The sequence below is a fragment of the Weeksella virosa DSM 16922 genome (assembly GCF_000189415.1).
GTDB classification, from domain to species: Bacteria; Bacteroidota; Bacteroidia; order Flavobacteriales; family Weeksellaceae; genus Weeksella; species Weeksella virosa.
The window spans coordinates 2,103,882-2,125,873 of the sequence record NC_015144.1 but is presented as its reverse complement, the minus strand read 5'-3'; the positions used below and the strand labels follow the sequence as shown (position 1 = coordinate 2,125,873).

The following is a 21,992-nucleotide window of genomic DNA, read 5'->3' as shown; positions in this document are numbered from 1 at the left end:
ATATAGTTTTTATTTTCATTCAAGCGTTTTACTTTTTTGTTGATGTTTTAGGGATAATGTAAGTGGCATTCCTTGTAAGCTTGCACGTAGCAAAGGCCATTTTTTGGGTTGTAGAATGGTAGAAAAGAAATATTTTGTACCGAAAAATATCAATACCAAACGAGATGCTAACCAACCTTGATGTTTTTGGATAATATAAATCAACGAAAGTTTTTGTTCTAATTTTATAGCCATGGATTTTTTGGTGCTGAGTCCATGTATATGTTTATATTGAATGGTCGGAATGAGCATGGTTTTTTTACCAATTGCTTTCATTCTTCTCGATAGATCTGTCTCTTCATAGTAAAGGAAGATGTTTTCATCAAAACCGCCAATTTTATCAAAATCTACACGTCGCATAAATAAAAAAGATCCGGCAACAAAATCTGCTTCAATTGGTTGAGAATAAACTTTTTTACGCTTCGGGAATCTTTTCGGATTAACCATTTCTAGGAATTTCCTACTGAAAATTTCTCTCTGCCAAGATGCAAAATGATCTATCGTCGGAACGAATTCGTACCGTTCATTTACCGATTGTGGAGAGACAATGCCGACTTCCAGATGTTGATCCATAAAATCCTTTAGAACAGGAAAACAATCATCAATCAACTCTACATCGTTATTGATAAATGCAACATATTTGCTATCAGATGTTGCCTCGTAACCTATTCTATTTCCTTGTCCAAAACCAGTATTAATATTGCTTCTGACTAGTTTTAGATTGGGTAAACTTAGTTCTTTCACCAAGTCTTGTAAATGAAAATAATTCTCTTTTTCTGATGCATTATCGATGATGACAACTTCATACTTAACCTTGGTTGTTTTTTTTACGATACTTTTTACCAACGCAATCGTTGCATTACTTGTGTTGTAATTAATTGTTACGATACTGAGGTCTAGCATTCTGTATATTGATTGACGCCTTTTGAGGCAAAGGTTAATTTCTGCTCGATGGTTTTTTGTTGGATTTTATCATTGCGATCCAAAAATTCTTTACTCTGTTCTGGGTGGTACATATGATAGACAATTCCGGCAAATTTTAGTCGTTTGGCTAATATTCCAGCATTATGCATTCTTAGCACTAATTCAGAATCCTCTCTTCCCCAACCTGTAATTTCTTCATTATAACCATTGACTTTTATAAAATCTTTTCGCCAAAAAGAAAAATTGCATCCGCGCATTTTCGACGAAAAACTGCTATGTTTTTTTTGTTTTTTTGCTAAAAACGGATAACGAAGGGTACGTCCTCTTTTTTTGATTCCTTTCGAAAAAAAATGAAAATGAATCGTCTTATGTTGAAATATTTCTTGCAATTTCGACTTCTGGATATTCACTCTAGAGCCGTAGAGATATGTATTCTTTTCGGCCATTGCCAAATGATCCTCTACAAAGTTTGGGTGTAAAATCACATCACCATCAATACTGATAATGTAATCGGAGATTGTTTTCGCAATCGCCTTATTCATGATTATTGCTTTTCTGTTACCAAGATCTTCATGCCAAACATGCGTAACTGGATTGGGGAATCCCTGCCTGAATTCATCTATCACTCGTTTAGTTTCCTTTGTAGAACCGTCATCTGCAATGATAACTTCATCTGGTAAATGTGTTTGGACTTGGATACTTTTCAGAACCAATTCTAAGGCTTCTGCCCAATTATAGGTTGAAACAACCAAGCTTGTGTTCATCTTCATGCCAACAAAAATAAACATATCTTTGACACTGCCGACTAAAGTTTTTAAATTTGCTCAAAAAGAGAATAACAGCCAAGAGCATGAGCAAAGAAATTGTGGTAAATTCTACCTATTCAACAGATATAAGAGAGATTGAGTGTGCTATTAATAATTTTTCAGATAACCAAGATTATTTAGTCAAAGGTAGCAGAAACTCAATTAAAAAGTTGCGTTTAGAAAATGGTGAAATTTGCACAATAAAAGCATTTAAGATTCCCAACTTCATTAATAAAATTGTTTACCGTTTTTTTAGAGAATCAAAAGCAAAGCGTTCTTATACACATGCCAAAATACTGATCGAAAAAGGTTTTAAGACACCAACCCCCATTGCGTATGTAGAGAATAAAACTGCCATAACTTTCTTAGACTCGTATTATTTTTGTGCATTTATCAAAGAAGACTTCACCTATAGAGAGGTTGTGCATACACCCAATTTCCCTGATATGGAAAATGTACTCCGACAGTTTACGCAATTTACTTTTGCATTACATCAAGCTGGTATAGAGTTTCTAGACCATTCTCCAGGTAATACGCTAATTTTTGACAAAAAAGATGGTACGTACGAATTTTATTTGGTTGATCTGAATCGGATGAAATTTCATGATTCGATGACATTAGAACAGCGAATTAACAATTTTGTTCGCTTAACGCCCCATCGAGAATCGGTAGAAATTATGGCCAAAGAATATGCACGGTTGATGCAGTTACCACCAGCAGAAGTGATAGATAAAATGTGGGCTGGTACAGAGAAATTTCAACAAAAATTTCATCTAAAACAAGTACGAAAAAAAAGACTAAAAAAATTAATCGGGAAGGAATAACACTTTACTTAAATGATCAAAAAACCAAATCATTATATGGAAGGATAGTTGAATATCCTTTTTCTTCTAAATAAGCATGCATTCCGTCACGATACGTCACCAAAACAAAATCACCACCCCATGTACCAAGACTTTTCACGCAACCCTCATATTCAGGAAAACGCTCCTCTTTTACTTTTGGCAACTGCATAAAATTAGCTAGAATCGTCTGATATTCATCTAGTATCGCCTCGAAATTATCCAACTCCTTAGCCGTAGATAATTTCTCTACCAGGTCGGATAAATGGTTTATCATTGCCCGATCTTTAGGCCTATTTCGGTAATGTTTTCCAACGGCAGCCTGTGTATCTTGTTTTTGGTTAAGATAAACAAAATACAAATCATCATAAAAATTCCACTTCAACTGCGGGTAAGTCACAGTAATTTCTGGAGCATTACAAAAAAAGATTGGTTTGTTTTCGTAGGCACAAGCAATGTCATAGCCGCTTGTTCTAAAAGTTTTTTGGTTTAATACATACGGGTCTATTTTCATCCATTGAGCCAAAAGAGCAACCAAAGTAGAGCTACTCCCCAATCCCCATTGCTGGGGATAAGTGAGTTTTGTGGTTATTCGATAGGATTGATTGGCGAGAAAAAAGGTAGGATTTTGTAGAGTTGCTTGCTGCAAAATTTTTTGCAAATCAAAAGCTAGTTTCTGATCCGTCGTTTCTTTTATAGTTAAGGTATTGGCATCAAAAACCACACTGAACCATGTACTTTCATCGACCAAAACGGCATTCCAGACGATTTCCTCTATTTCGGCTTCAAAAGTTGAAACATGCATATTCTGCCCAAATTTTGTTGGCAATGCTAATGATTGAGCTCCATCTAAAACAATGTACTCTCCTATCAATAATAACTTTCCGTTTGCTAAAAAAGATTGTTCCATGTTAGCTTGCAGATGAGGTTGCAACCTCACGGTTGATTTTTTTCACCAAACCCTGTAGTGTATTTCCTGGCCCAACTTCTACAAATTCTGTAGCGCCATCTGCAATCATGTTTTGTACCGATTGTGTCCATTTCACCGGAGCTGTCAATTGTGCAATTAGGTTCTTTTTTAGTTCTGCAGGCTCTGTAATTGCTGTGGTTGTAACATTCTGATATACTGGGCAAATTGGTGTATTGAATGTTGTTTCTTCTATTGCTTTTGCTAACTCTTCTTCTGCAGGTTGCATCAAAGGTGAATGGAAGGCTCCGCCAACTGGCAAAATCAAAGCTCGTCTTGCACCCGCATCTTTTAACATTTCACAGGCTTTTTCTACTGCTGGTATTTCACCAGAAATTACCAATTGTCCAGGACAATTATAGTTTGCAGCAACTACATTCCCGGGTGTTTCTTTACAAATGTTTTCGACAATTTCATCCTCTAACCCTAAAATGGCTGCCATGGTAGAAGGTGATTTTTCGCAAGCTGCTTGCATTGCCATTGCTCTTTTGTAGACTAACTGCAGACCCGCTTCAAAATCGAGAACTTTTGCTGCTACCAAGGCAGAAATCTCACCCAAGGAATGTCCCGCAACCATCGATGGTGTAAAGTCTTGAATGGTCTGGGCTAGTATCACCGAGTGTAGAAACACTGCTGGCTGAGTAACTTTTGTTTGTTTAAGGTCTTCGGCGCTGCCATCGAACATGATTTTAGAGATAGAAAAACCCAATAATTCATCTGCTTTGTCAAAAAGTGCTTTAGCTTTTGCGTGATTATCGTATAAATCTTTTCCCATTCCACTGAATTGAGCTCCTTGACCTGGAAATATATAAGCTTTCATTTATTTTATGTTTTTTATTAATTTATTCAGATAATAATACCGTAAATATACAGCTTTTGCATTGAGAATTGCCAACTGTAATCCTGCGAATCCATCGAGAATGCCAAGTTTGATAAAATATTGCGTAACGAATCTTGCACTTGGTTTTATGTAATAATGGAATGCCGTTGGTTGTTTGTTTTCTTTGTACAATTGGGCAGCTTTCAGGCGAGAATAATAATCTAATTTCACCTTATAAGTATTGATATTGGTTACGGAATAATGTTTCAAGGTTCCCTTCAACACTTCAGATTTCCCGTCGACTAATAAACGCTCGTGCACATAGGTTTTGTCATCATACTTGCAAAATCGTTTATCGAATAAGCGATAGGCCTGGTCGAGGTTGAGACCCGAAAAATGAATGGGTTTTCCTAAAAAATAAAATTTACGCTTTATCTTGTAGGCCACTACTCCATCATCTAAGCCCGCTTTGTGTTTGATTTCTTCTTCTAGTGCTGGATGAATAAACTCATCAGCATCGAGAAAAAGCACCCAAGAGTTTTGTGCAAGTGAAAGGGCATAATTTCGTTGATTGGCAAAGTTATCAAACGCACGCTTATAGAACCGAACTTTTGGGTTTTGTAAAGCAATTTTTTGTGTTTGGTCTGTACTGTAAGAGTCAACAATGACAATTTCGTCTACAAAATCTAATTGATGCAGATAATCCTTAATCCATTGAGCCTCATTATAAGCGATGAGTAACGCAGAAATTTTCACCATTATTGATGCAATATTATGGAAATTTGTTAAAATTATTAAGAAAAATACTTTATATTTATCAAGTATTAAACACAAAACCACATGAAGAAATTCTCTACTAGTGTTATAATCAGCACCTACAATCAACCTCTGTGGCTAGAAAAAGTTTTACTTGGCTATATGCAACAAGATTTTAGGGATTTTGAAGTCATTATAGCTGATGATGGTTCTACTGAAGAAACGAGAAAGCTAATAAATAAATATAGAAACAAAACCTTTTTCCCAATAAAACACGTTTGGCAAGAAGATTTAGGTTTCAGAAAAACAATAATTCTCAACAAAGCAATTTTATCCAGCAACTCAGACTATCTTATTTTCACCGATGGCGATTGCATCCCAAGAAAAGATTTTATCACTACTCACATTGCCTACAGAACACACAAGCATTATCTTTCGGGTGGTTATATAAAACTTTCACGTGAAGTTTCCAATGCAATAGAAAAAAGTGATATAGAAAATCAATTATGTTTTGATAAAAATTGGTTGATAGAGAAAGGACAAAAAAACAACTTCAAACTCACCAAACTTCATCGCAGTACTTTGCTAAAAAGTATAATGAATCGTATAACGACAACAGCCCCAACATGGAATGGGCACAATTCTTCTGGATGGAAAAAAGACATCTTAGAAGTTAATGGTTTTGATGAGCGTATGGTTTATGGTGGCGAGGATCGAGAGTTAGGTGAACGCTTGTGTAATAACGGAATTCGAGCGAAGCAAATAAGGTTTTCGGCCATTTGTATCCATCTCGATCACGACCGAAACTACGTGAAACGAGCTGGGTTGAAACAAAACAACAATATACGAGAAATAACAGTATCTGAAAAAATAACGTGGACTGATCACGGAATTAAGGAAAAATCATAATCGTTTTTTCATCTTTTATAGATAGCATGATCTATTTTTCTCTTGATGCCTTTCTAAGAATTCTGTCAATTGCTCGGTAAAAAGCTCGGGACGGAATTCTTGATACAATTTTTGGCTTTCGTTTTTCAATTTATGCTCACTCTTACCCCTAAGCAATTCGGGTTGATAATCGTTGAGATGAACGCCAACATGTTGGATTCCGTCATCCAATATGCTCCATATTTCTTTGGGTACCCAAGGTGAGAAAATAGTGAAAGTCGGTTTATTCAACGCCTTAGAAATATTCACAGCTCCACCATCATTTCCTACCAAAATATCGCAAAAATTCATCAATACGATAAAATCTCGTAATCCTTTTCCACGAATAGCTGTGTTGATTTTGATTTGAGTCGCAGGCAAACAGGCCTCTATAATTTGCTCGGCTTCTTCTTGTTGATTCGGTAGAATATTCAACAAGATTGTCGTATTTTCTTGTTTCCCTATCGTATCCAAAACTTTTACCATATAAGCCGATGGATAGGATTTGTTGGGCGAACTCCCAAACAAACTAACCATACAAATAGTAGTATCTGCAATAGATTCTACCATACTTTTACCGATTTCTAACTCCCGATCACTGAAATAGATTTTGGGTAGATAATCCATTTCTGTTTCGTCCATAAAAGGTTTCAGCAACTCTAACCTTCGCTCGATTGCCAAACCTTTGAATGATTTTTTTTGTACTGCATACGGCAATTTTACGTTGTAGACACCCAATCTATTTTTCTCCTTGTATCCTATTCTTTTTTTGGCACCAGAAAAATAAGCAATCAAGTTACTGCCAATTTTACCATACGCATCAATCACAACATCGTATTTAGAAGCGCGAATACTACGGATAAAATCATAAAATTCTAGTACGTTATTTTTTTGTAAATCACCATAAATCACCAGCTGATCTATATTAGGATTCCCTTGCAAAACAGGAAGCGTATTTGGCGCAACAAGATAGTGGATATTAGCATTTGGGAATTTTCTTTTCAGGTTGTTGCAAATCAAAGAACTGATCAATACGTCCCCGATCATTTTTTCTTGGATAATCAAAATTTTCTGATGATTCATACCGCAAAAATATTGAAAAATCATTAGCTATTAACAAAAAACATCTTATCTGCCGAAGATTTGTTAAATTTGAAGCTACTAAAAAGTTGACTATCTTGATTACCCAGAAAACAATTGATGAGATTTTTGATACCGCACGTGTAGAAGAGGTTATTGGCGATTTTGTGCAACTGAAAAGAGCAGGTGCAAATCTCAAAGGACTTTCTCCTTTTGCCAATGAAAAAACTCCTTCTTTTGTGGTTTCACCAGGAAAACAAATCTGGAAAGATTTTTCTTCTGGACGTGGTGGGAATGTCGTTACGTTTCTTATGGAAATTGAACAATTTTCCTACCCAGAAGCTTTGCGATGGTTGGCCAAAAAATACAATATAGAGGTAGAAGAAGATCGCAGTTTTGCACCAGAGAATAACGAAGCCATCAAAAATAAAGAAAGTCTTTTTCTTATCACCGAAGCAGCGAATAAATTCTTTCAGCAGCAGCTACACCAAACCGAAGAAGGTATTAGTATAGGCTTGAGTTATTTTAAAGAAAGAGGTTTTACCAAACAAATAATAGAAAAATTTCAATTAGGTTACTCGCCTTCTGCTTGGGATGCTTTTGCAAATTTTGCAGAAGAAAAAGGCTATGCAAAAAATATTATCGAGCAATCGGGATTGGTGATTTATAAAGAAGATAAAAAATTCGACCGATTCCGTGAAAGGGTTATTTTCCCAATTTTTAGTTATTCGGGCAGAACACTAGGTTTTGGTGGTAGAGTCTTGAGAAACGATCGTAAAAATGCAGCTAAATATCTCAATTCTCCCGAAAACGAAATCTATCATAAAAGTAAAGTTCTATACGGTCTGTACCAGTCTAAACAAAGTATCATTAGACAAAACCAATGTTTGTTGGTAGAAGGTTATACCGATGTTTTGGCACTTCATCAGGCTGGTATAGAAAATGTAGTATCCAGTTCTGGAACGGCTCTAACGAAAGAACAAATTCTTCTGATTAAGCGTCTAACACCCAACATTACAATTTTGTACGATGGGGATGCGGCAGGCATCAAAGCTTCTTTTCGAGGTATTGATTTGATTTTGGAACAAGAAATGAATGTCCGGGTTTTGCTTTTCCCAGATGGTCAAGATCCCGATTCGTTTGCAAAAAATCATACCGAAGAAGAAATAAAAAACTTTATCGATGAAAACGCAACGGATTTTATACAATTCAAGGCGAAAATCTTGATGGAAGATGCCGAAAATGATCCGATCAAGAAAGCAGAGCTCACCCGAAACATTGTCGAGAGTATTGCACTGATTCCGAACTTGATTCAGCAAGAAATCTATATCGAAGAAACAGCAAAATTGATGCAAGTAAGCAACAAAGTACTGTTCAAAGAACTTGCTCAATACACAAAAAAAATAAATCAGCAACCAACTAAAGAAGAAAAAAAAGATTCGGCAGAACTCACCATCCAAAAATCTAATCTCAACGAAGTTGTGGATCCGATTGTTATAGTCGAAGAAAAAATTATTCAACTTATTTTGCAGTTTGGCGACAAAGTAATTCAGCTACATGATGAGAATAATGAGCAGTACGAAACGACGGTTATAGAAGAAGTATTGGATCAATTAGAGGCTGATAACTTGCAATTTCAGAATCCGTTCTATCAAAAAATTTTGGATGATGTAATTGTTGGTTATGAAAAAGATGAACTTCGAACTAGTGATTTTTTCATTAAAATCATGGATGAAGAAATTACCAATTTCACTTCTCAAGCGTTGATTTCTCCATACCATGTGAGTAAGAATTGGAAAGAAAAACAACAAATCTACATCAAAGACATCGAGCACAATATCGATAAAGAAGTAAAAGACACGCTGTTAAACTTCAAAAGTTTATACGTGCAAAACGAAATAAAAAAACTACTTCCTCTTACGCAAAGCTCTGATTTTGAGGGTGAAGTGAGGATCGAAATTTTAGAAAAAATCATGCGTCTGACGAAACTAAAAAACTATCTCAATCACTTTCTTAATCGAGTTGTCTAAATTAATCTAGGTTGATACCAATAAGTTTTGCCCCAGATTCTTGATAGGCAATGATTGTTTTTTTGCCGAATTGGCAATCAACTAAGAAAAAGTTTTTCATCGGAAAATCCAATACAAGTTGAATCGCCGAACGTATCACACCGGCATGGGTAATGACCAACACTTTTGTATGTTTTTCTTCTTTTACAGTACGGATAAATTCTTTCACCCTTAGACGCAAATCATATAAACTTTCGCCATTTTTGGTCGGATAATATACAAAATCTTCGTACCAAGGATCGATTTCGTTTTGCGGTATTTCTATCCATTTTTTTCCTTCCCAATCACCAAAATTCAGTTCAGTAATGCGTTGGTCTATTGTATATTTTAGCCCAAAATGCTCGGCAATTTTAGTACAACGCTCCGATGGACTAGAAAAGACACAATCGTAATCCGTATCTAATTTTATCCTACCAAAATGCTCTAAATAGTTATCGGGCAAAGAAATATCCGATTTTCCATAACATCTATTTTCGGGGTTATGGACCGGTGTATGTCTCAAGAAATGTATTTCCATACGAGTAATGTTCCTAGATAGATGAGTACTTCGCAAACTTGCTGAACGGTTCCTAGACAATCGCCTGTGTAGCCACCAATATGTTTTTTGAAATACCAACCCAAATAAATTTTACCCAAAAAAGCAAATAAAAAAACACCTATAAACGCAGGATTTTTGAGCAAAATCGATACCAGTATTACCGGCAAAAAACTAATGAACAAAGCTTTCTTATCCAAAGGCTTGTTTGCCAAAGGTTTTGATTTAGTTTGGTCGATATCACGAACATATTGATGGGTATAAATCATTGTGCCCGAAAGAAATCGGCTCGAGGTATGCGCAAAAATAAGAACCAATAAAACAGTAGAAAAATGATAATCAAGCAGGGCAGAAATCGTGAAAAATTTCAGACCAAAAAGTAGAATAATTCCAATTACTCCATACGCTCCTACCCGACTATCTTTCATGATGGTTAGTATTTTTTCTTTGCCATAGCCGCCTCCAAAACTATCGCAAACGTCTATAAAACCATCTTCATGAAATGCGCCAGTTAGCAATACGTTACCAATCATCATCAATATTATTGCAATCGAAAAGTCGAATAATTGCATCCCCAAATACAAAAAAAGTGCATTACAAATCCCGACAACTAGACCAACCCATGAAAAATATTTTTGCGACTGGTTCATGATTTGTTCAGAATACGGGAGCTTTGCCGGTATTGGTATTCGGGTAAAAAACATGATGGCGGTTGCCAAATAAATCAACTCTTTTTTCAGCACTATTTATTCATTTTTATTCGATACATTGGCTTGTTCGAAACTCGACATTTCGTTGAGAAATAGCACTGCACTTTCGATAATGGGATAGGCAACTGCACAACCTGTCCCTTCACCCACACGCATACTTAGTTGCAACAAAGGTTTTTGTTCTAATATTTCTAAGATTCTTCCGTGGGCTTGTTCATCGCTTAGATGACAAAAAATACAATGTTGTAAAATGGCAGGGTTTTTCTTCCATAAAAGGCTAATTGCTGCTGTGGCTATAAAACCATCGATCAGTAACAACATTTTTTGTTCGTAGGCTTCTTGCATTGCACCCATCATTTGTGCTATCTCTAGCCCACCAAATGTCTGTACTATTTCGTCGGGAGTTTTCACTGCAGGGTAAAGCGATAATACTTGTTCTAGGATGTTGATTTTCGTTTGCAACTGTTCATCATTTACTCCTGTACCTCGCCCGACACATTGTTCTATCGGCAAATCGAATATTTTACTCAATAGCAACGATGAGGCCGATGTATTCCCAATCCCCATTTCTCCAAAGCCAATAACATTGCAAGAGGTCTCTTGTTGTATAGAACGGACAATCTTTTGGCCGTTGGCAAGACAAGATTGATACTCTTCTTTGGTCATCGCGGGTTCTTCTAACATATTTCGGCTAGATTTTCTCACTTTTCGATCAATTAATTGAGGGTGTTGAGGAAAATCATAGTCTACTCCTGCATCAACTAATTTTAGTTGGATATTATTTTGTTTGCAGAATACATTGATAGCAGCACCACCCTTCAGGAAATTATCTACCATCTGAAATGTAACTTCTGGTGGATATGCACTTACACCCGCTTTGGCCAAACCATGATCTGCTGCAAAGAGAACAATATGAGGGCTTTGTAGTTCGGGAGATGTTGTTTTCTGTACTAAACCAATTCTTTTAGCCAAAATTTCTAAATCGCCCAAAGCGCCCAATGGCTTGGTTTTGTAATCTATTTTGTGTTGTAATTCTTCGGACAAGGTCATATTCATAGTTTATCAATAGATTGTCTGCTTTTCTTTTGCATTTGACGAAAATTACTGGGAGTGATTCCGGTTACTTTTTTGAATTGAGTACTCAGATGTGCAACGCTCGAATAGTTGAGGTTTGCAGCAATTTCACTCAAAGTTAGCTCATTATACTCCATCAATTCCTTTATCTTTTCTATTTTCTGTAGAATGAAATATTTCTCGATTGTTTGTCTTTCGCTGATCGAAAAAAGATTGGATAAATATTTATACTCAACACCAATTTTTTCGCTAAGATAATTAGATAAATTGACGTGTAATTCGTTGTTTTGATGATGTATCAAGAAGATGATTTCTTGTTTTATTTGCTCGATATATCTACTTCGCTGATCATTCAACAACTCGAAACCAACGGCTACTAAGTCTTTTTTCAACTCGGCCAATGTTGGTTTATCAAGAGATGAATGCAATTTGATTTTACCCAATTCTACTTGTTCGAACAAAATATTGTGCTGTCGCAAAATCGTTTCTACAACTACTTTGCACCGGTAACAAACCATGTTTTTGACAAACAATTCTGTAGGACAAACTGTATTATTTTTCACATGTGAAAGATACGTTTTTTTATCCCTTCGGGCAAATGATGCTTGTTTATCATTTTTTCTGTTTAGGTAGGAAAAAACAAACAGCGTGAAAAGCAAGATTTACAAGCGATGACTGAAGAAATGTCGGTTACAGCGCATAGTCAATTATGATTCTTCTACAAATACAATAATTAATATAAAATAATTGAAGATTATTTGTTTACTAAATAAAAATAATGTACATTTATTGCTGATTGTTGATTAGAATAATCAAAATAAAAAGAGCTGTTTATTTCTAATAAAGCTAAGTAAGATGCTAGAAAATGCAGCGTTTAAATTATAGAAACTGTATGGATTAATTTCTCTATTCTTTTTTTTACAAATTCTTTGGTTGGCGAAATACTAACCTCAAGTAACCGGCAAGAGCCGGTTATTTTTTTCTTTGTTATTTGCTTTCTTATTCGTAGTACTACTTGGTTAAACGTTCTAGAGCATATTCGATCATTCGATCTACCGATTCGTATGGGTTTTTACTAAATTCTCCTCGAATTCGGTTGGCCACTATGGTGTTTACCGATAAAGCTTCGTGACCCATCATGGCCGAAAGTCCATAAATAGCCGAAGTCTCCATCTCGAAATTAGAAATACGATACCCCTCAAACTCAAAATCTGTTAGCAGTTCATTGATGTTTACTGGGTTGGGCTCTAATCGCAAATAGCGTCCTTGTGGTCCATAAAAACCGCATGCCGTAGCCGTAATTCCGTGGTGGGTTTGCTCAGATGATAATACGTTGAATAATCGTTCGGATCCTTTTACAATATAAGGTTCGGCTTTCTTGGTCGACCAATTGCTGTGTTTGGTAAAGGCTTCTCCCATTGCATGGTCAAATACTTTTTCGCTACCGACATAATGATGCAGCAAACCATCCAGCCCCAATCCATGGGTACCTAAACAAATAGAATCTACTGGGATATCGCCTTGCAAAGCGCCCGATGTACCGAAACGAACAATTGTTAACCGACGTTTGGTTAGATTTTCTTCACCTGTTTCTAGATTGATGTTGGCCAAGGCGTCTAATTCGGTCAAGACAATATCGATATTGTCGGTTCCCATCCCTGTAGAAATCACAGTAATTCTTTTCCCGTTCAGGCTCCCGGTATGTGATATAATTTCGCGCTTTGATGCTTTGTGTTCGATCTGATCGAAATGTCTAGAAACTCTTTCTACTCGATTCGGATCGCCCACCGTGATTACTAAATCGGCCAAATGTTCGGGTTTTATATTGCAGTGATAAATACTCCCATCGGGGTTAAGTACCAATTCTGATGATGCTTTACTCATATCTACTTCATTAAAAAAAAATTAAGAACTAAGATAGTAAATTATCCGCCGACACGCTTCACTTTAAAGCCTTTTTCTTGCAGAAACTCCATAATACGGTCGCGATAATCGCCCTGAATAACGATGAGGTCGTTTTTGTAGGTTCCTCCTACACCGAGCAAAGTTTTTAGTTCTTTAGTCAGCGTTTTGAAATCGTTATCGGCACCCGTATATCCCTCGATTACCGTATTTACTTTCCCGTTTCTTTTTTCGTATTTACAAAGAAGTGGTTCGTCTTGTAACCATATCCCGTTTTTTTCTTCTTTCTCTTCTTCTTCAAATTCGTGCTGTGGAAAGAGATTTTTCAACTGTTCTTGTAAATCCATTTTATTAGTATCGTCTATTTGTATTCAATGATTATATAAACACAAAAAGCAAATAAAAACTCATCATTCAACTTTTTGTGTGTTGACAAAGTTAAAAAAAAGACATTTCGTTTTTTTTTTTATTTAGGTTTCTTTGTGATAGAATTGGTTTTGGATGTTTTGCGTTATTTTCTTTAAAATCTTTGTTTACTATTCAGCATATCTTGTTTGAAGTGCGCATCTGTGAGTTTCTTCGCAAATTCTATTTGAAATTTACGTATGTTCATTAAAAAAAGCTAATCGTTCTTATTTATTTCGTTCTGAATTTCATGTAGAGAAATCTTTACATATTGAAATCTTTTTTCTTTAATTTGAGCATAATTGCAAATAGTTGTAAATGTTACAAATTATTTTGCTCCTTCAAAAAATAAATTATTAAAATCATCACCTTTTTTAACAATTAAACCTGGATATATATCCAAAATGTTTAAGCTTTTTAAGCTCCCAATGCTCAGGAATTGATCCAATCCATTAAAGTACTACCCATTTCCTGTACTACAATTAGGCTGATTTAAGTTGAATTGTTTTTTTAAATTTATACAAATCTTTTGGCTTTTTATTTTCTATTCCCTGATGTCTTTTTTGGTTATATTCCTCAGAAAAATTCTTGACTCCAAGATACAAGTTCAATCCGGTTTCTGCTGGGTTCAAATAAATGTAATTGTTTTGCACATAAAACTTTTTTAAAAGATTGTTTTAGAGCAAAATAAATATGTAGTAATAAAATTACATTTAAATATAAAACAAAAAAATAAGTAATTTTTTTTTTAGATTATTTAGTTAAAACTAAATATATTAATAGTTTTTGCATAAGTAGAAAACGAATAAGAAAAGCCAGAAAAATTTATATATAAAAAACCGCTGTAAACATTTAATTTACAACGGTTTATTGCTTATTGTTGTGTGATGTTAATTGCTAATTATTTCATTCTTCAAAAATAACCATATATGAATATCAATTAGTTATATTTTTATGGTACAAATAAGATACAGAATTATGAATTTTACGCATTTTATTATTTTACAGATTTATAGAAATCAAAATTTTTAAGTTAGTGAAATAATTCTTTTAAATCATTGTTCTCAATAGCTATTATTACTTCTTTACTTTGGCTTTTTGTTCTGGATTCGATGTCATCCAGATAGTTTTCTCCAAGATGTTGTTTTAGATATGTTATTTCTTCCAAAAAAGAACGGATAGACTTCTTATCATCAGTCAATTCTTGACCGCCGATACGTCTTATACTTCTCATTGAAAGCGTATGATAATAACGTAAGTCTTTTATTAGCATTTGGATGAAATTTAGATGTTCATCTTTTAAATCTTTAATTACTTTATGTGATTTTCTTAAATTTTCCATCGCTTTTTGTTCTAAAGAAATTTCACTTCTGCCCATTTTATATTTGGGTTTAAACTCTTTTATCTCTTCATACAAATTCCAAAAAACAGATGAAAGTTTTAATGTTGGTTCATCAATTTTACATTCTATTTTTTGTAAAAGTTCTTCAAAGTCTATTTCTCTGATTGCTCTACTTTCTTCTTTCCCTACGGTCTGAGCAAATAAACTTAATCCTTTTCGTCTTAATACATTTAATTCATATTCGGGATAACTTTTAGCGGTTTTAACCCTTGGAGGTAACTGACTGATTTTTGCAATAATTTCAGGATGTTTCTTTTGTAAGTCTGAAAAAATATTTCTGATTTTGGTAATGGTATTTACTTCTCCTTCTTCTTCGGGGTTAGAATTGATTTTTGATCCTAATGCAGCTGGTGTTGGTTCTTCATCTTCATCAAAAATCTTAGCATCTTCTCCCAAAGCATTATGAATCAAGAACATTTTTTGCTGTGCTATTTCCCTTGATTTTACAATGTCAGCTCCTTTTAATGATGGGAAAAAATTCAGAATAAACAACTCATCATACACTTTAGAACCTATACGATTAATACGCCCTACACGCTGAATAACACGTGTGGGGTTCCAAGGAATATCATAATTGATAATAACCCCAGCCCTGTTCAAATTAAATCCTTCAGACAGCTTATCCGAGGTTAGCAATATTTTAAAATGATTTGTTTTTGAACCTTTATACTGTGCATTGAAATCGCTGTTTAGATTTTTGGCCAACTCTTTTGATACTTTACCATCACATATCAAAACATCATTTCCAAATTCTTTTCTAAATCGTTTTTCGAGATGATGAATGGTATCTACATATTCCGAGAATAGGATAATCTTTCTGTCTGGCTCGTTTACTAAAAGATTTTTTATTTTTTTGATAATTTCTTCCTGTTTAGGATCTTTCTCGACTAACTTCAAATCTTTCAGCCGTTTTTGAATAGCTTCAAATAATTGAATATCCGAAGCTATATCATCTAAAAATTCTTGCCTTCTTTGGAAAGTGCTAATGTCGTAAACTTCATTATTTTTAGGAGTTTTACGTTTGAGATCCCCAGCTGCATATTTTTCCAAATTAGCTTCAATATCTTCAATTTCAAAATCTTTAATTCGATCAATAAACGAACGATCTAAAATAAACTTTCCGGTCTTATCAATAAAATCTTTAACTAATAAATGTACTTGTAAGAACCTTTCTATGGATTTTTCAAAGGAACCAAAAGAAGATTCGAATCGTTTTACTAAAATACGACGCATAAAATCGTATAAGTTTTTCTGCTGATTGTATTGTCTATTTCCAAATTCATCAAGTTTATCACTTAATATTTTTTCATAGCTGAACGGCTGATAAATAGCACCAGTAAATACTCCATTTTCGGCAAAATATTTACTGATGATATTGTCATAGAATTCATCTTGCTCCGTATCTAAATAATAAAAAACTTCTTCAGGGTCTTTCACAACAGAGAGTTCTCCAATTTCATTAGCATAAACATAATCCTGTTTCAAATCCAATCGATTTCGTCGTATTACCACAGGGCTTATGGTACGTTTAATTTCATTTGATAAAATTTTTGTCCGTTCTTTAACCTTTTTTATATCTATGGGCAAGTTTTCATCTATTATTGTTGTGTAAATATTTTCTGCCTGCTTTCTTTTCTTGTCATCAGCAGAATTCCAATTTTTATAAATGATAGATAATTGTTTATACTCATAATTATAGCGGCTAAATCTACCTTTTAGATTATCTTCTAAGGTAATCGTTGATTTTCCCGGTACAGTAAATAAGCTTAATAACGCTTCTATATCTTTGGGTGAATTGTTAAATGGAGTTGCCGACAAAAGAATTACTTTTTTACCACGACAAATCATTGATAATGCTTCGTAGTCAGCTGTATCCTGATTGCGAAAATAATGGGCTTCATCCACAATCACTACTTCAAAATCTCTACCTTCAATATTATCCGCAATACGGTCTATAATTCCACGACTGTAAACTTGCCAGTTATGTAATCCGAACTTTTCTAAATATTCCCACCAACCACTGTCTTTTTTTTCGGCATCTCCCATTAATCCAGGAGGACAAATAATAATGCCCCGCTTATTCATCTGTCTGGCAATCATTGATGCAATAACCGATTTTCCTAAACCTACTACATCGGCAATGATACAACCGTTATGCTCCTTTATCATTTGTATCGCTTGGTTTACTGCGTCTGACTGATAACTGAATTTTTTAAGATCAATTTTTTCTAGCAAACTATCTAAATCCACTTCTTCATTTTCCTGATTTTGTAGATCGAGGTAGGTTTTTATAACCAGACAATAGGCTTCAAAAGGTGTTATCGTAGCAACTTGAGTTTTATTTTTGATAAAGTCAATCAGTATTTTACGGTTTTCCAAATGTTCGGTAATCGGCGTTGCTCGTTCCCATAATTCATCAAAATATTGAACCGCATTTTCATACCCATAGTCTGAAATTTCTACATTAAATTCTTCTTGGTTTCTTAATCCAGAACGAGTTAAGTTGCTACTTCCTGTAATAAATTCCCCATTCTTAGCTAAGTTGTGTGCATACTCTTCATTGTATTGAAACAGATACAATTTGGCGTGGTTCGGGTTTTCTGTCTTACGTATTTCCAATCTGTCTTCTTCTATCATCTGTACAAAGAATCCCACTTGATTATAGAAGTCTTCTGTATCCATTTCTTCATTGTTCAATGCAAAGCCCAATGAAATCAAATAATTTTGAAAAACTTCATCTCTTGAGCTGTCTTCTTCTCCTTGTTCGGCATACTCGATGATATTACCCAGATAATTACAGACCTGCAATCCGACTAACAGCTTTAATTTTTGTTGCGGATTTTTTTGAAGACTTAAATAAATTTCTGACCAGCCATTGAAGTAGAAAAATCCTACTAAAAACTTCAATTCATCACTGATACTGATTAATGTATTAAGCCTGGTCTTGAGCGTTTTTTGTTGTTTATTATTGGTAATAAAATTGTTTGGCATCTCAAAAATTTTTAATATAAAACATCAATTATGGAATAGGGTATTCTTTTCCCAAATCCCAACCCTGTTCGTTTATTCTATTTTTAATAATCATTAATTGTTCAATAATTTCATCAAACGTAGGGGAATCTGGTTGATAAATCATTTCCTCTCTCATCTTTTTATAATCTCGCTCCCACGCCTCTCTCACTTCGTTTATCGGAATAAAATCAAGTGTTTTTGGCGATAACAAATTATAATCTATTCCTGATACTTTTGTGAAATTAAATCGGTGTTCTACAATTGTTTTATACAAATCAACGTTTTCAATCGCTTTTAAGAATTCCGTTTTTGATAATTGATAGACGTCATATAAATGACGACTTAATCTATCTACTCTTATTTTTTCTAAAGGTTTATGAAACTCCTCATGTAAAAGAAAAAGCTTTTCTAAAAAGGTTCGTTCAGGATTTACGGAAGGTATTTCTATCGGTAACGCCGAAAAGTCGTTATCAGCATACAAATCATCAACAAAAGATACTACAGATCGTAACGAATAAGGTTCTATCAATGAACGACAACCAACTTCTACCTGTATTCTAGGCTGTACATAGCCCAAACTTTGTATGACATTAGGATAGTAAATCTCAATAATCCGTGGATCCTGATCACTGTCCTTTGCTTCAACAAGATTAAATCTTAAATCTTTGAAACCGTGTTCTATAAATTTTTCTTGTAATTCTATGTAGAAATGTTCAGAAGTGTATTTATTGGCTGCTTTTCGTAGTTGGGTGCGTTTGTTTTTTGACAATACACCTTCAAACCCTAAAAAATTTCGGTCAATGGCTAAATCAATATCTTCTGAAAACCGATGAATGAGATCCCAAGATTTACTCAATGAAGTCCCTCCCTTGAACACAAGATGTTCAGCAGCACTTGTTTTAAAAATAATTTCTAACGTGCGCACTACCCACCAATCTTTTTCTACTGCGAAAGGCATCATTCCTTTTTGAGTAGCTGTTTCTGTAAACAGAATTATTTTATCGGATTTATCCAACTCATAAAAACTATTCTTATTCATTAGGTAATGCTTTTTTCATTATTTTTTGAATCCAAACAGGTGCTAAAGTTATATCGTGCCTCAAATCGTTTTCATCTTCTTCTTTCAATAACGCTATTATTTTGTTTTCTTCCTCTGCTGTTACTTTTTTGTTACCAATTTCTTTGAGTGCCTGAATGACCAATCGACTGATTTTTCCTTTAGCCAATAAGTTTTTAGGGGTGGTTTTTTTAAATTTTATCGTTCGCTTTCCTACTTTGATTACTCTTGGAGAGCCATCTGTCAGCAGAACAATATTCATTGGCACTTGATTACTCAACCCTAAAGCATTCAAAGCATAACCTCCCGAAGGCACGGTTCTTATTTTATCTCTTTTAGCAATGGCTTCTGCTACTTCTTCAGCCGAAGGAGTAAGAGCACCAGCTAATTTACTCATTTTTGGACGCACATAGATTCCGTGAGCTACTCGTACTATTATTTCTTTATTTTCTAAACGACTCAAAGCTTGGCGAACGGCATCCGCAGAACCAAAAGTCAAAAAATCATCAGGCAAGACCAACGTGCCTCTTGACTTGCTCTTTATTGATTTTTCTATTTTTTTCTCAATGCTTTGCATCTTTTCAGATCCTTTGTTTTGTCACAAAAATAGTAAATATTTGTGACAGTTTACGAGTTGGTTTTCAATTTTTGATTCCGGACAAATGAAGACACGGTTAGACGATGTACTCCCAAAATTCTGCCGATAGCAGAATAAGACACCTTTTTGTCGAGTAACTCTTGTATTTTCTTTTCTTGTCCGGTTAACTTCGTTTTGGCTGATTTACTGCCAACCGGTCGACCGAGAATAACTCCTTCAGCACGTTTTCTTGCCAGTGCTTCCTTAGTACGTTGAGAAATTAAATTTCGTTCAATTTCAGCTGATAAACCAAATGCAAAAGCCAGTACTTTGGAATTGATATCACTTCCTAATCGGTAGTTATCTTTGATTGTCCAAACTTGAATGTCTTTATTCATGCACTCATTTAAAATCCCCATAATCATTAAAAGATTTCTGCCCAAACGGGACAATTCTGAACAAATTAAAATGTCATCTTTTTTCATTTTTTTGAGTAGCTTGCCAAGTTTTCTTTCTTCTACTTTTTTTCCTCCAGAAATGGTCTCTTCTATCCATTTATTGACGACAATTTCTTGTCGTTCGCAGAAATTATTGATTTCATAGCGCTGATTTTCTACCGTTTGTTTGTCTGTACTTACTCTAATGTAACCGTAAATCATTTTTAGTTGTTTAAATTATTATTCAGTTTTGGTTTAAATTAAACGTAAGCTGTCTAAATTAAACCTATCCAATAATTACAGCACACAATTCAGCGTTTATTTTAGACAAAATGCTAATCTTTCAGAGTTTAAAAACTCTGAAAGTTGGGTTGTACTATCTCCTATTGAAAAACAAATCAAAGAAAAAATAGAGCGGATTGGCACTCCATTAAAGGATTGGAATATTCGTATAAATTATGGAATGTGTAAGTCCCCCAAAAACTCCAACAGTTTAAAATATTATAAAAATTTATAAATTTAAACTGTTATTAGAGATGAAAAAGTCAAGATTTACAGAAACACAAATCAGTCAAGTACTCAAGGAGCATGAAGCTGGAAAAAAGGCATCCGATATATGCCGAGAATTATCCATCAGTCCAAATACCTTTTATTTGTGGAAGCGCAAATATGGTGGCATGGATCAAGAAATGTTGCGTCAATTCAAGGAATTGGAGCGAGAAAATGCCCGCTTGAAGAAGATGTATGCCGATTTGAGTTTGGATCATAGTATTTTAAAAGAGGTCATCGAAAAAAAGCTTTAGGGCTCTGTCAGAAAAGAGAATTGGCAGAAGAATTAAAAGATGACAAACAAATCAGTACTGCCAGAGCCTGTCGCATCATCGGATTGGAACGTTCGGGATATTATTATCAAAGCATCAAGGACGATACAGAAGTAGAGCGTCGATTGCTTTATTATGCCGAAAAACTTCCGTCAAGAGGTTGTCCGGAATACACTAAACGCATCAGAAAGGAAGGTTATGGGTGGAACCATAAACGCATTGAGAGGATTTACCGTAAATTAGGACTGAACAAACGCAGAAGAAAAATCAAACGTCGCATCCCCAATCCGGACAAAGAATACTTATTGCAGCCGATTGCATCCAATATTACCTGGAGCATGGATTTTATGAGTGATGTGTTGGAGAACGGCAGAAAGATTCGGATACTGAACGTGATAGACGATTACAACCGGGAGGCATTAATGTGCGAAATAGACTATAGTTTTCCTTCAGAGAAAGTAGTTAAACTCGTGCAAAGGCTCATTGAGTGGTATGGAAAACCAACCAACATCCGTACGGACAACGGCACGGAGTTCATCGCAAAAGCTTTTGAGGGCTTTTGCTCCAACTCCTCGATCCGGCATATCCGAATCCAGAAAGGAAAACCCATGCAGAACGGATTTTGTGAAAGGTTCAACAAAACCTTTCGGGAAGATGTACTGGATGCTTACCTATTTGAAAATATCGAACAGGCAAGAACTCTCGCTCAAGATTGGATGGAGGATTACAATCATAATCACCCACATTCAAGTTTAGGAGATTGTTCACCGATAGAATTTAAATTGAAAAGAAGTGCATAATTTGCTTAGTTTTGAACTGTTGGAAAAACG

General features: G+C 34.8%; 21 protein-coding genes. 5 read left to right on the top strand and 16 right to left on the bottom strand.

Going from position 1 to position 21,992, the window contains the following annotated elements; genetic code table 11:
• Positions 1 to 15: 15 nt before the first annotated feature.
• Both WEEVI_RS10180 and WEEVI_RS10175 read right to left on the bottom strand, forming a co-directional pair.
• On the bottom strand, positions 16 to 942 hold the full coding sequence (locus WEEVI_RS10180; protein WP_013599044.1) for a glycosyltransferase family 2 protein: 927 nt from the start codon (positions 940 to 942) through the stop codon (positions 16 to 18).
• On the bottom strand, positions 936 to 1,727 hold the full coding sequence (locus WEEVI_RS10175; RefSeq protein WP_041942172.1) for a glycosyltransferase family 2 protein: 792 nt from the start codon (positions 1,725 to 1,727) through the stop codon (positions 936 to 938). Before WEEVI_RS10175 ends, WEEVI_RS10180 begins: the two co-directional genes overlap by 7 nt.
• An 86-nt stretch (positions 1,728 to 1,813) precedes the next feature.
• Between WEEVI_RS10175 and WEEVI_RS10170 the strand changes: the two genes are divergently transcribed.
• Complete coding sequence (locus WEEVI_RS10170; protein WP_013599042.1) at positions 1,814 to 2,593, top strand: hypothetical protein; 780 nt, start codon at positions 1,814 to 1,816, stop codon at positions 2,591 to 2,593.
• Between the two features lie 16 nt (positions 2,594 to 2,609).
• Here the strand turns inward: WEEVI_RS10170 and WEEVI_RS10165 are convergent, their stop codons facing one another.
• From WEEVI_RS10165 to WEEVI_RS10155, 3 genes are read right to left on the bottom strand one after another with little or no spacing between them, the layout of a single operon-like run.
• Positions 2,610 to 3,521, bottom strand: coding sequence for a GYDIA family GHMP kinase (locus tag WEEVI_RS10165; RefSeq protein WP_013599041.1), 912 nt, complete (start codon positions 3,519 to 3,521; stop codon positions 2,610 to 2,612).
• 1 nt (position 3,522) lies between these two features.
• Complete coding sequence (fabD, locus tag WEEVI_RS10160) at positions 3,523 to 4,398, bottom strand: ACP S-malonyltransferase (RefSeq protein ID WP_013599040.1); 876 nt, start codon at positions 4,396 to 4,398, stop codon at positions 3,523 to 3,525.
• On the bottom strand, positions 4,399 to 5,157 hold the full coding sequence (locus WEEVI_RS10155; RefSeq protein ID WP_013599039.1) for a glycosyltransferase family 2 protein: 759 nt from the start codon (positions 5,155 to 5,157) through the stop codon (positions 4,399 to 4,401).
• A gap of 81 nt (positions 5,158 to 5,238) precedes the next feature.
• Here WEEVI_RS10155 and WEEVI_RS10150 point away from each other — a divergent pair, with 81 nt between their 5' ends.
• Positions 5,239 to 6,063: a glycosyltransferase family 2 protein gene (locus tag WEEVI_RS10150; protein ID WP_013599038.1), complete on the top strand. Its 825-nt coding sequence runs from the start codon at positions 5,239 to 5,241 to the stop codon at positions 6,061 to 6,063.
• A gap of 15 nt (positions 6,064 to 6,078) precedes the next feature.
• Here WEEVI_RS10150 and WEEVI_RS10145 read toward each other — a convergent pair whose 3' ends face one another.
• A complete protein-coding gene (locus WEEVI_RS10145) occupies positions 6,079 to 7,164 on the bottom strand; it encodes a glycosyltransferase family 9 protein (protein ID WP_013599037.1) in 1,086 nt (361 codons plus the stop codon).
• A 95-nt stretch (positions 7,165 to 7,259) separates the two neighbouring features.
• On the opposite strand from WEEVI_RS10145, the gene dnaG reads away from it, so the two are divergent.
• On the top strand, positions 7,260 to 9,191 hold the full coding sequence (gene dnaG, locus WEEVI_RS10140) for a DNA primase (RefSeq protein ID WP_013599036.1): 1,932 nt from the start codon (positions 7,260 to 7,262) through the stop codon (positions 9,189 to 9,191).
• Between the two features lies 1 nt (position 9,192).
• Here the strand turns inward: dnaG and WEEVI_RS10135 are convergent, their stop codons facing one another.
• From WEEVI_RS10135 to WEEVI_RS10090, 10 genes are all read right to left on the bottom strand, one after another.
• Entirely contained in the window at positions 9,193 to 9,747 is a 555-nt protein-coding gene (locus tag WEEVI_RS10135) for a histidine phosphatase family protein (RefSeq protein ID WP_013599035.1), read from the bottom strand.
• A complete protein-coding gene (locus WEEVI_RS10130) occupies positions 9,729 to 10,508 on the bottom strand; it encodes an adenosylcobinamide-GDP ribazoletransferase (protein WP_013599034.1) in 780 nt (259 codons plus the stop codon). Before WEEVI_RS10130 ends, WEEVI_RS10135 begins: the two co-directional genes overlap by 19 nt.
• A 3-nt stretch (positions 10,509 to 10,511) precedes the next feature.
• Positions 10,512 to 11,531, bottom strand: coding sequence for a nicotinate-nucleotide--dimethylbenzimidazole phosphoribosyltransferase (gene cobT, locus WEEVI_RS10125; RefSeq protein ID WP_081448715.1), 1,020 nt, complete (start codon positions 11,529 to 11,531; stop codon positions 10,512 to 10,514).
• Positions 11,528 to 12,067 carry a helix-turn-helix domain-containing protein gene (locus WEEVI_RS10120; RefSeq protein WP_041942171.1) on the bottom strand — a complete coding sequence of 180 codons (540 nt, stop codon included), beginning with the start codon at positions 12,065 to 12,067 and terminating at the stop codon, positions 11,528 to 11,530. Before WEEVI_RS10120 ends, cobT begins: the two co-directional genes overlap by 4 nt.
• A gap of 493 nt (positions 12,068 to 12,560) precedes the next feature.
• A complete protein-coding gene (locus tag WEEVI_RS10115; RefSeq protein WP_013599031.1) occupies positions 12,561 to 13,433 on the bottom strand; it encodes a nucleoside phosphorylase in 873 nt (290 codons plus the stop codon).
• A gap of 41 nt (positions 13,434 to 13,474) precedes the next feature.
• Positions 13,475 to 13,798 carry a translation initiation factor gene (locus tag WEEVI_RS10110; protein WP_013599030.1) on the bottom strand — a complete coding sequence of 108 codons (324 nt, stop codon included), beginning with the start codon at positions 13,796 to 13,798 and terminating at the stop codon, positions 13,475 to 13,477.
• Between the two features lie 1,091 nt (positions 13,799 to 14,889).
• Positions 14,890 to 18,249, bottom strand: a complete 3,360-nt coding sequence (locus tag WEEVI_RS10105; RefSeq protein ID WP_013599029.1) for a helicase-related protein — start codon at positions 18,247 to 18,249, stop codon at positions 14,890 to 14,892.
• A gap of 28 nt (positions 18,250 to 18,277) precedes the next feature.
• Entirely contained in the window at positions 18,278 to 19,309 is a 1,032-nt protein-coding gene (locus tag WEEVI_RS10100) for a nucleotidyl transferase AbiEii/AbiGii toxin family protein (RefSeq protein ID WP_013599028.1), read from the bottom strand.
• Positions 19,302 to 19,904, bottom strand: a complete 603-nt coding sequence (locus tag WEEVI_RS10095; RefSeq protein WP_013599027.1) for a DUF6088 family protein — start codon at positions 19,902 to 19,904, stop codon at positions 19,302 to 19,304. Before WEEVI_RS10095 ends, WEEVI_RS10100 begins: the two co-directional genes overlap by 8 nt.
• Before the next feature lie 50 nt (positions 19,905 to 19,954).
• A complete protein-coding gene (locus WEEVI_RS10090; protein ID WP_013599026.1) occupies positions 19,955 to 20,563 on the bottom strand; it encodes a master DNA invertase Mpi family serine-type recombinase in 609 nt (202 codons plus the stop codon).
• A gap of 314 nt (positions 20,564 to 20,877) precedes the next feature.
• Between WEEVI_RS10090 and WEEVI_RS10085 the strand changes: the two genes are divergently transcribed.
• Both WEEVI_RS10085 and WEEVI_RS10080 read left to right on the top strand, forming a co-directional pair.
• Positions 20,878 to 21,144 carry a transposase gene (locus WEEVI_RS10085; protein WP_041942030.1) on the top strand — a complete coding sequence of 89 codons (267 nt, stop codon included), beginning with the start codon at positions 20,878 to 20,880 and terminating at the stop codon, positions 21,142 to 21,144.
• A gap of 20 nt (positions 21,145 to 21,164) precedes the next feature.
• Positions 21,165 to 21,962, top strand: coding sequence for an IS3 family transposase (locus WEEVI_RS10080; protein ID WP_081448697.1), 798 nt, complete (start codon positions 21,165 to 21,167; stop codon positions 21,960 to 21,962).
• The last annotated feature ends 30 nt before the right edge of the window (positions 21,963 to 21,992 follow it).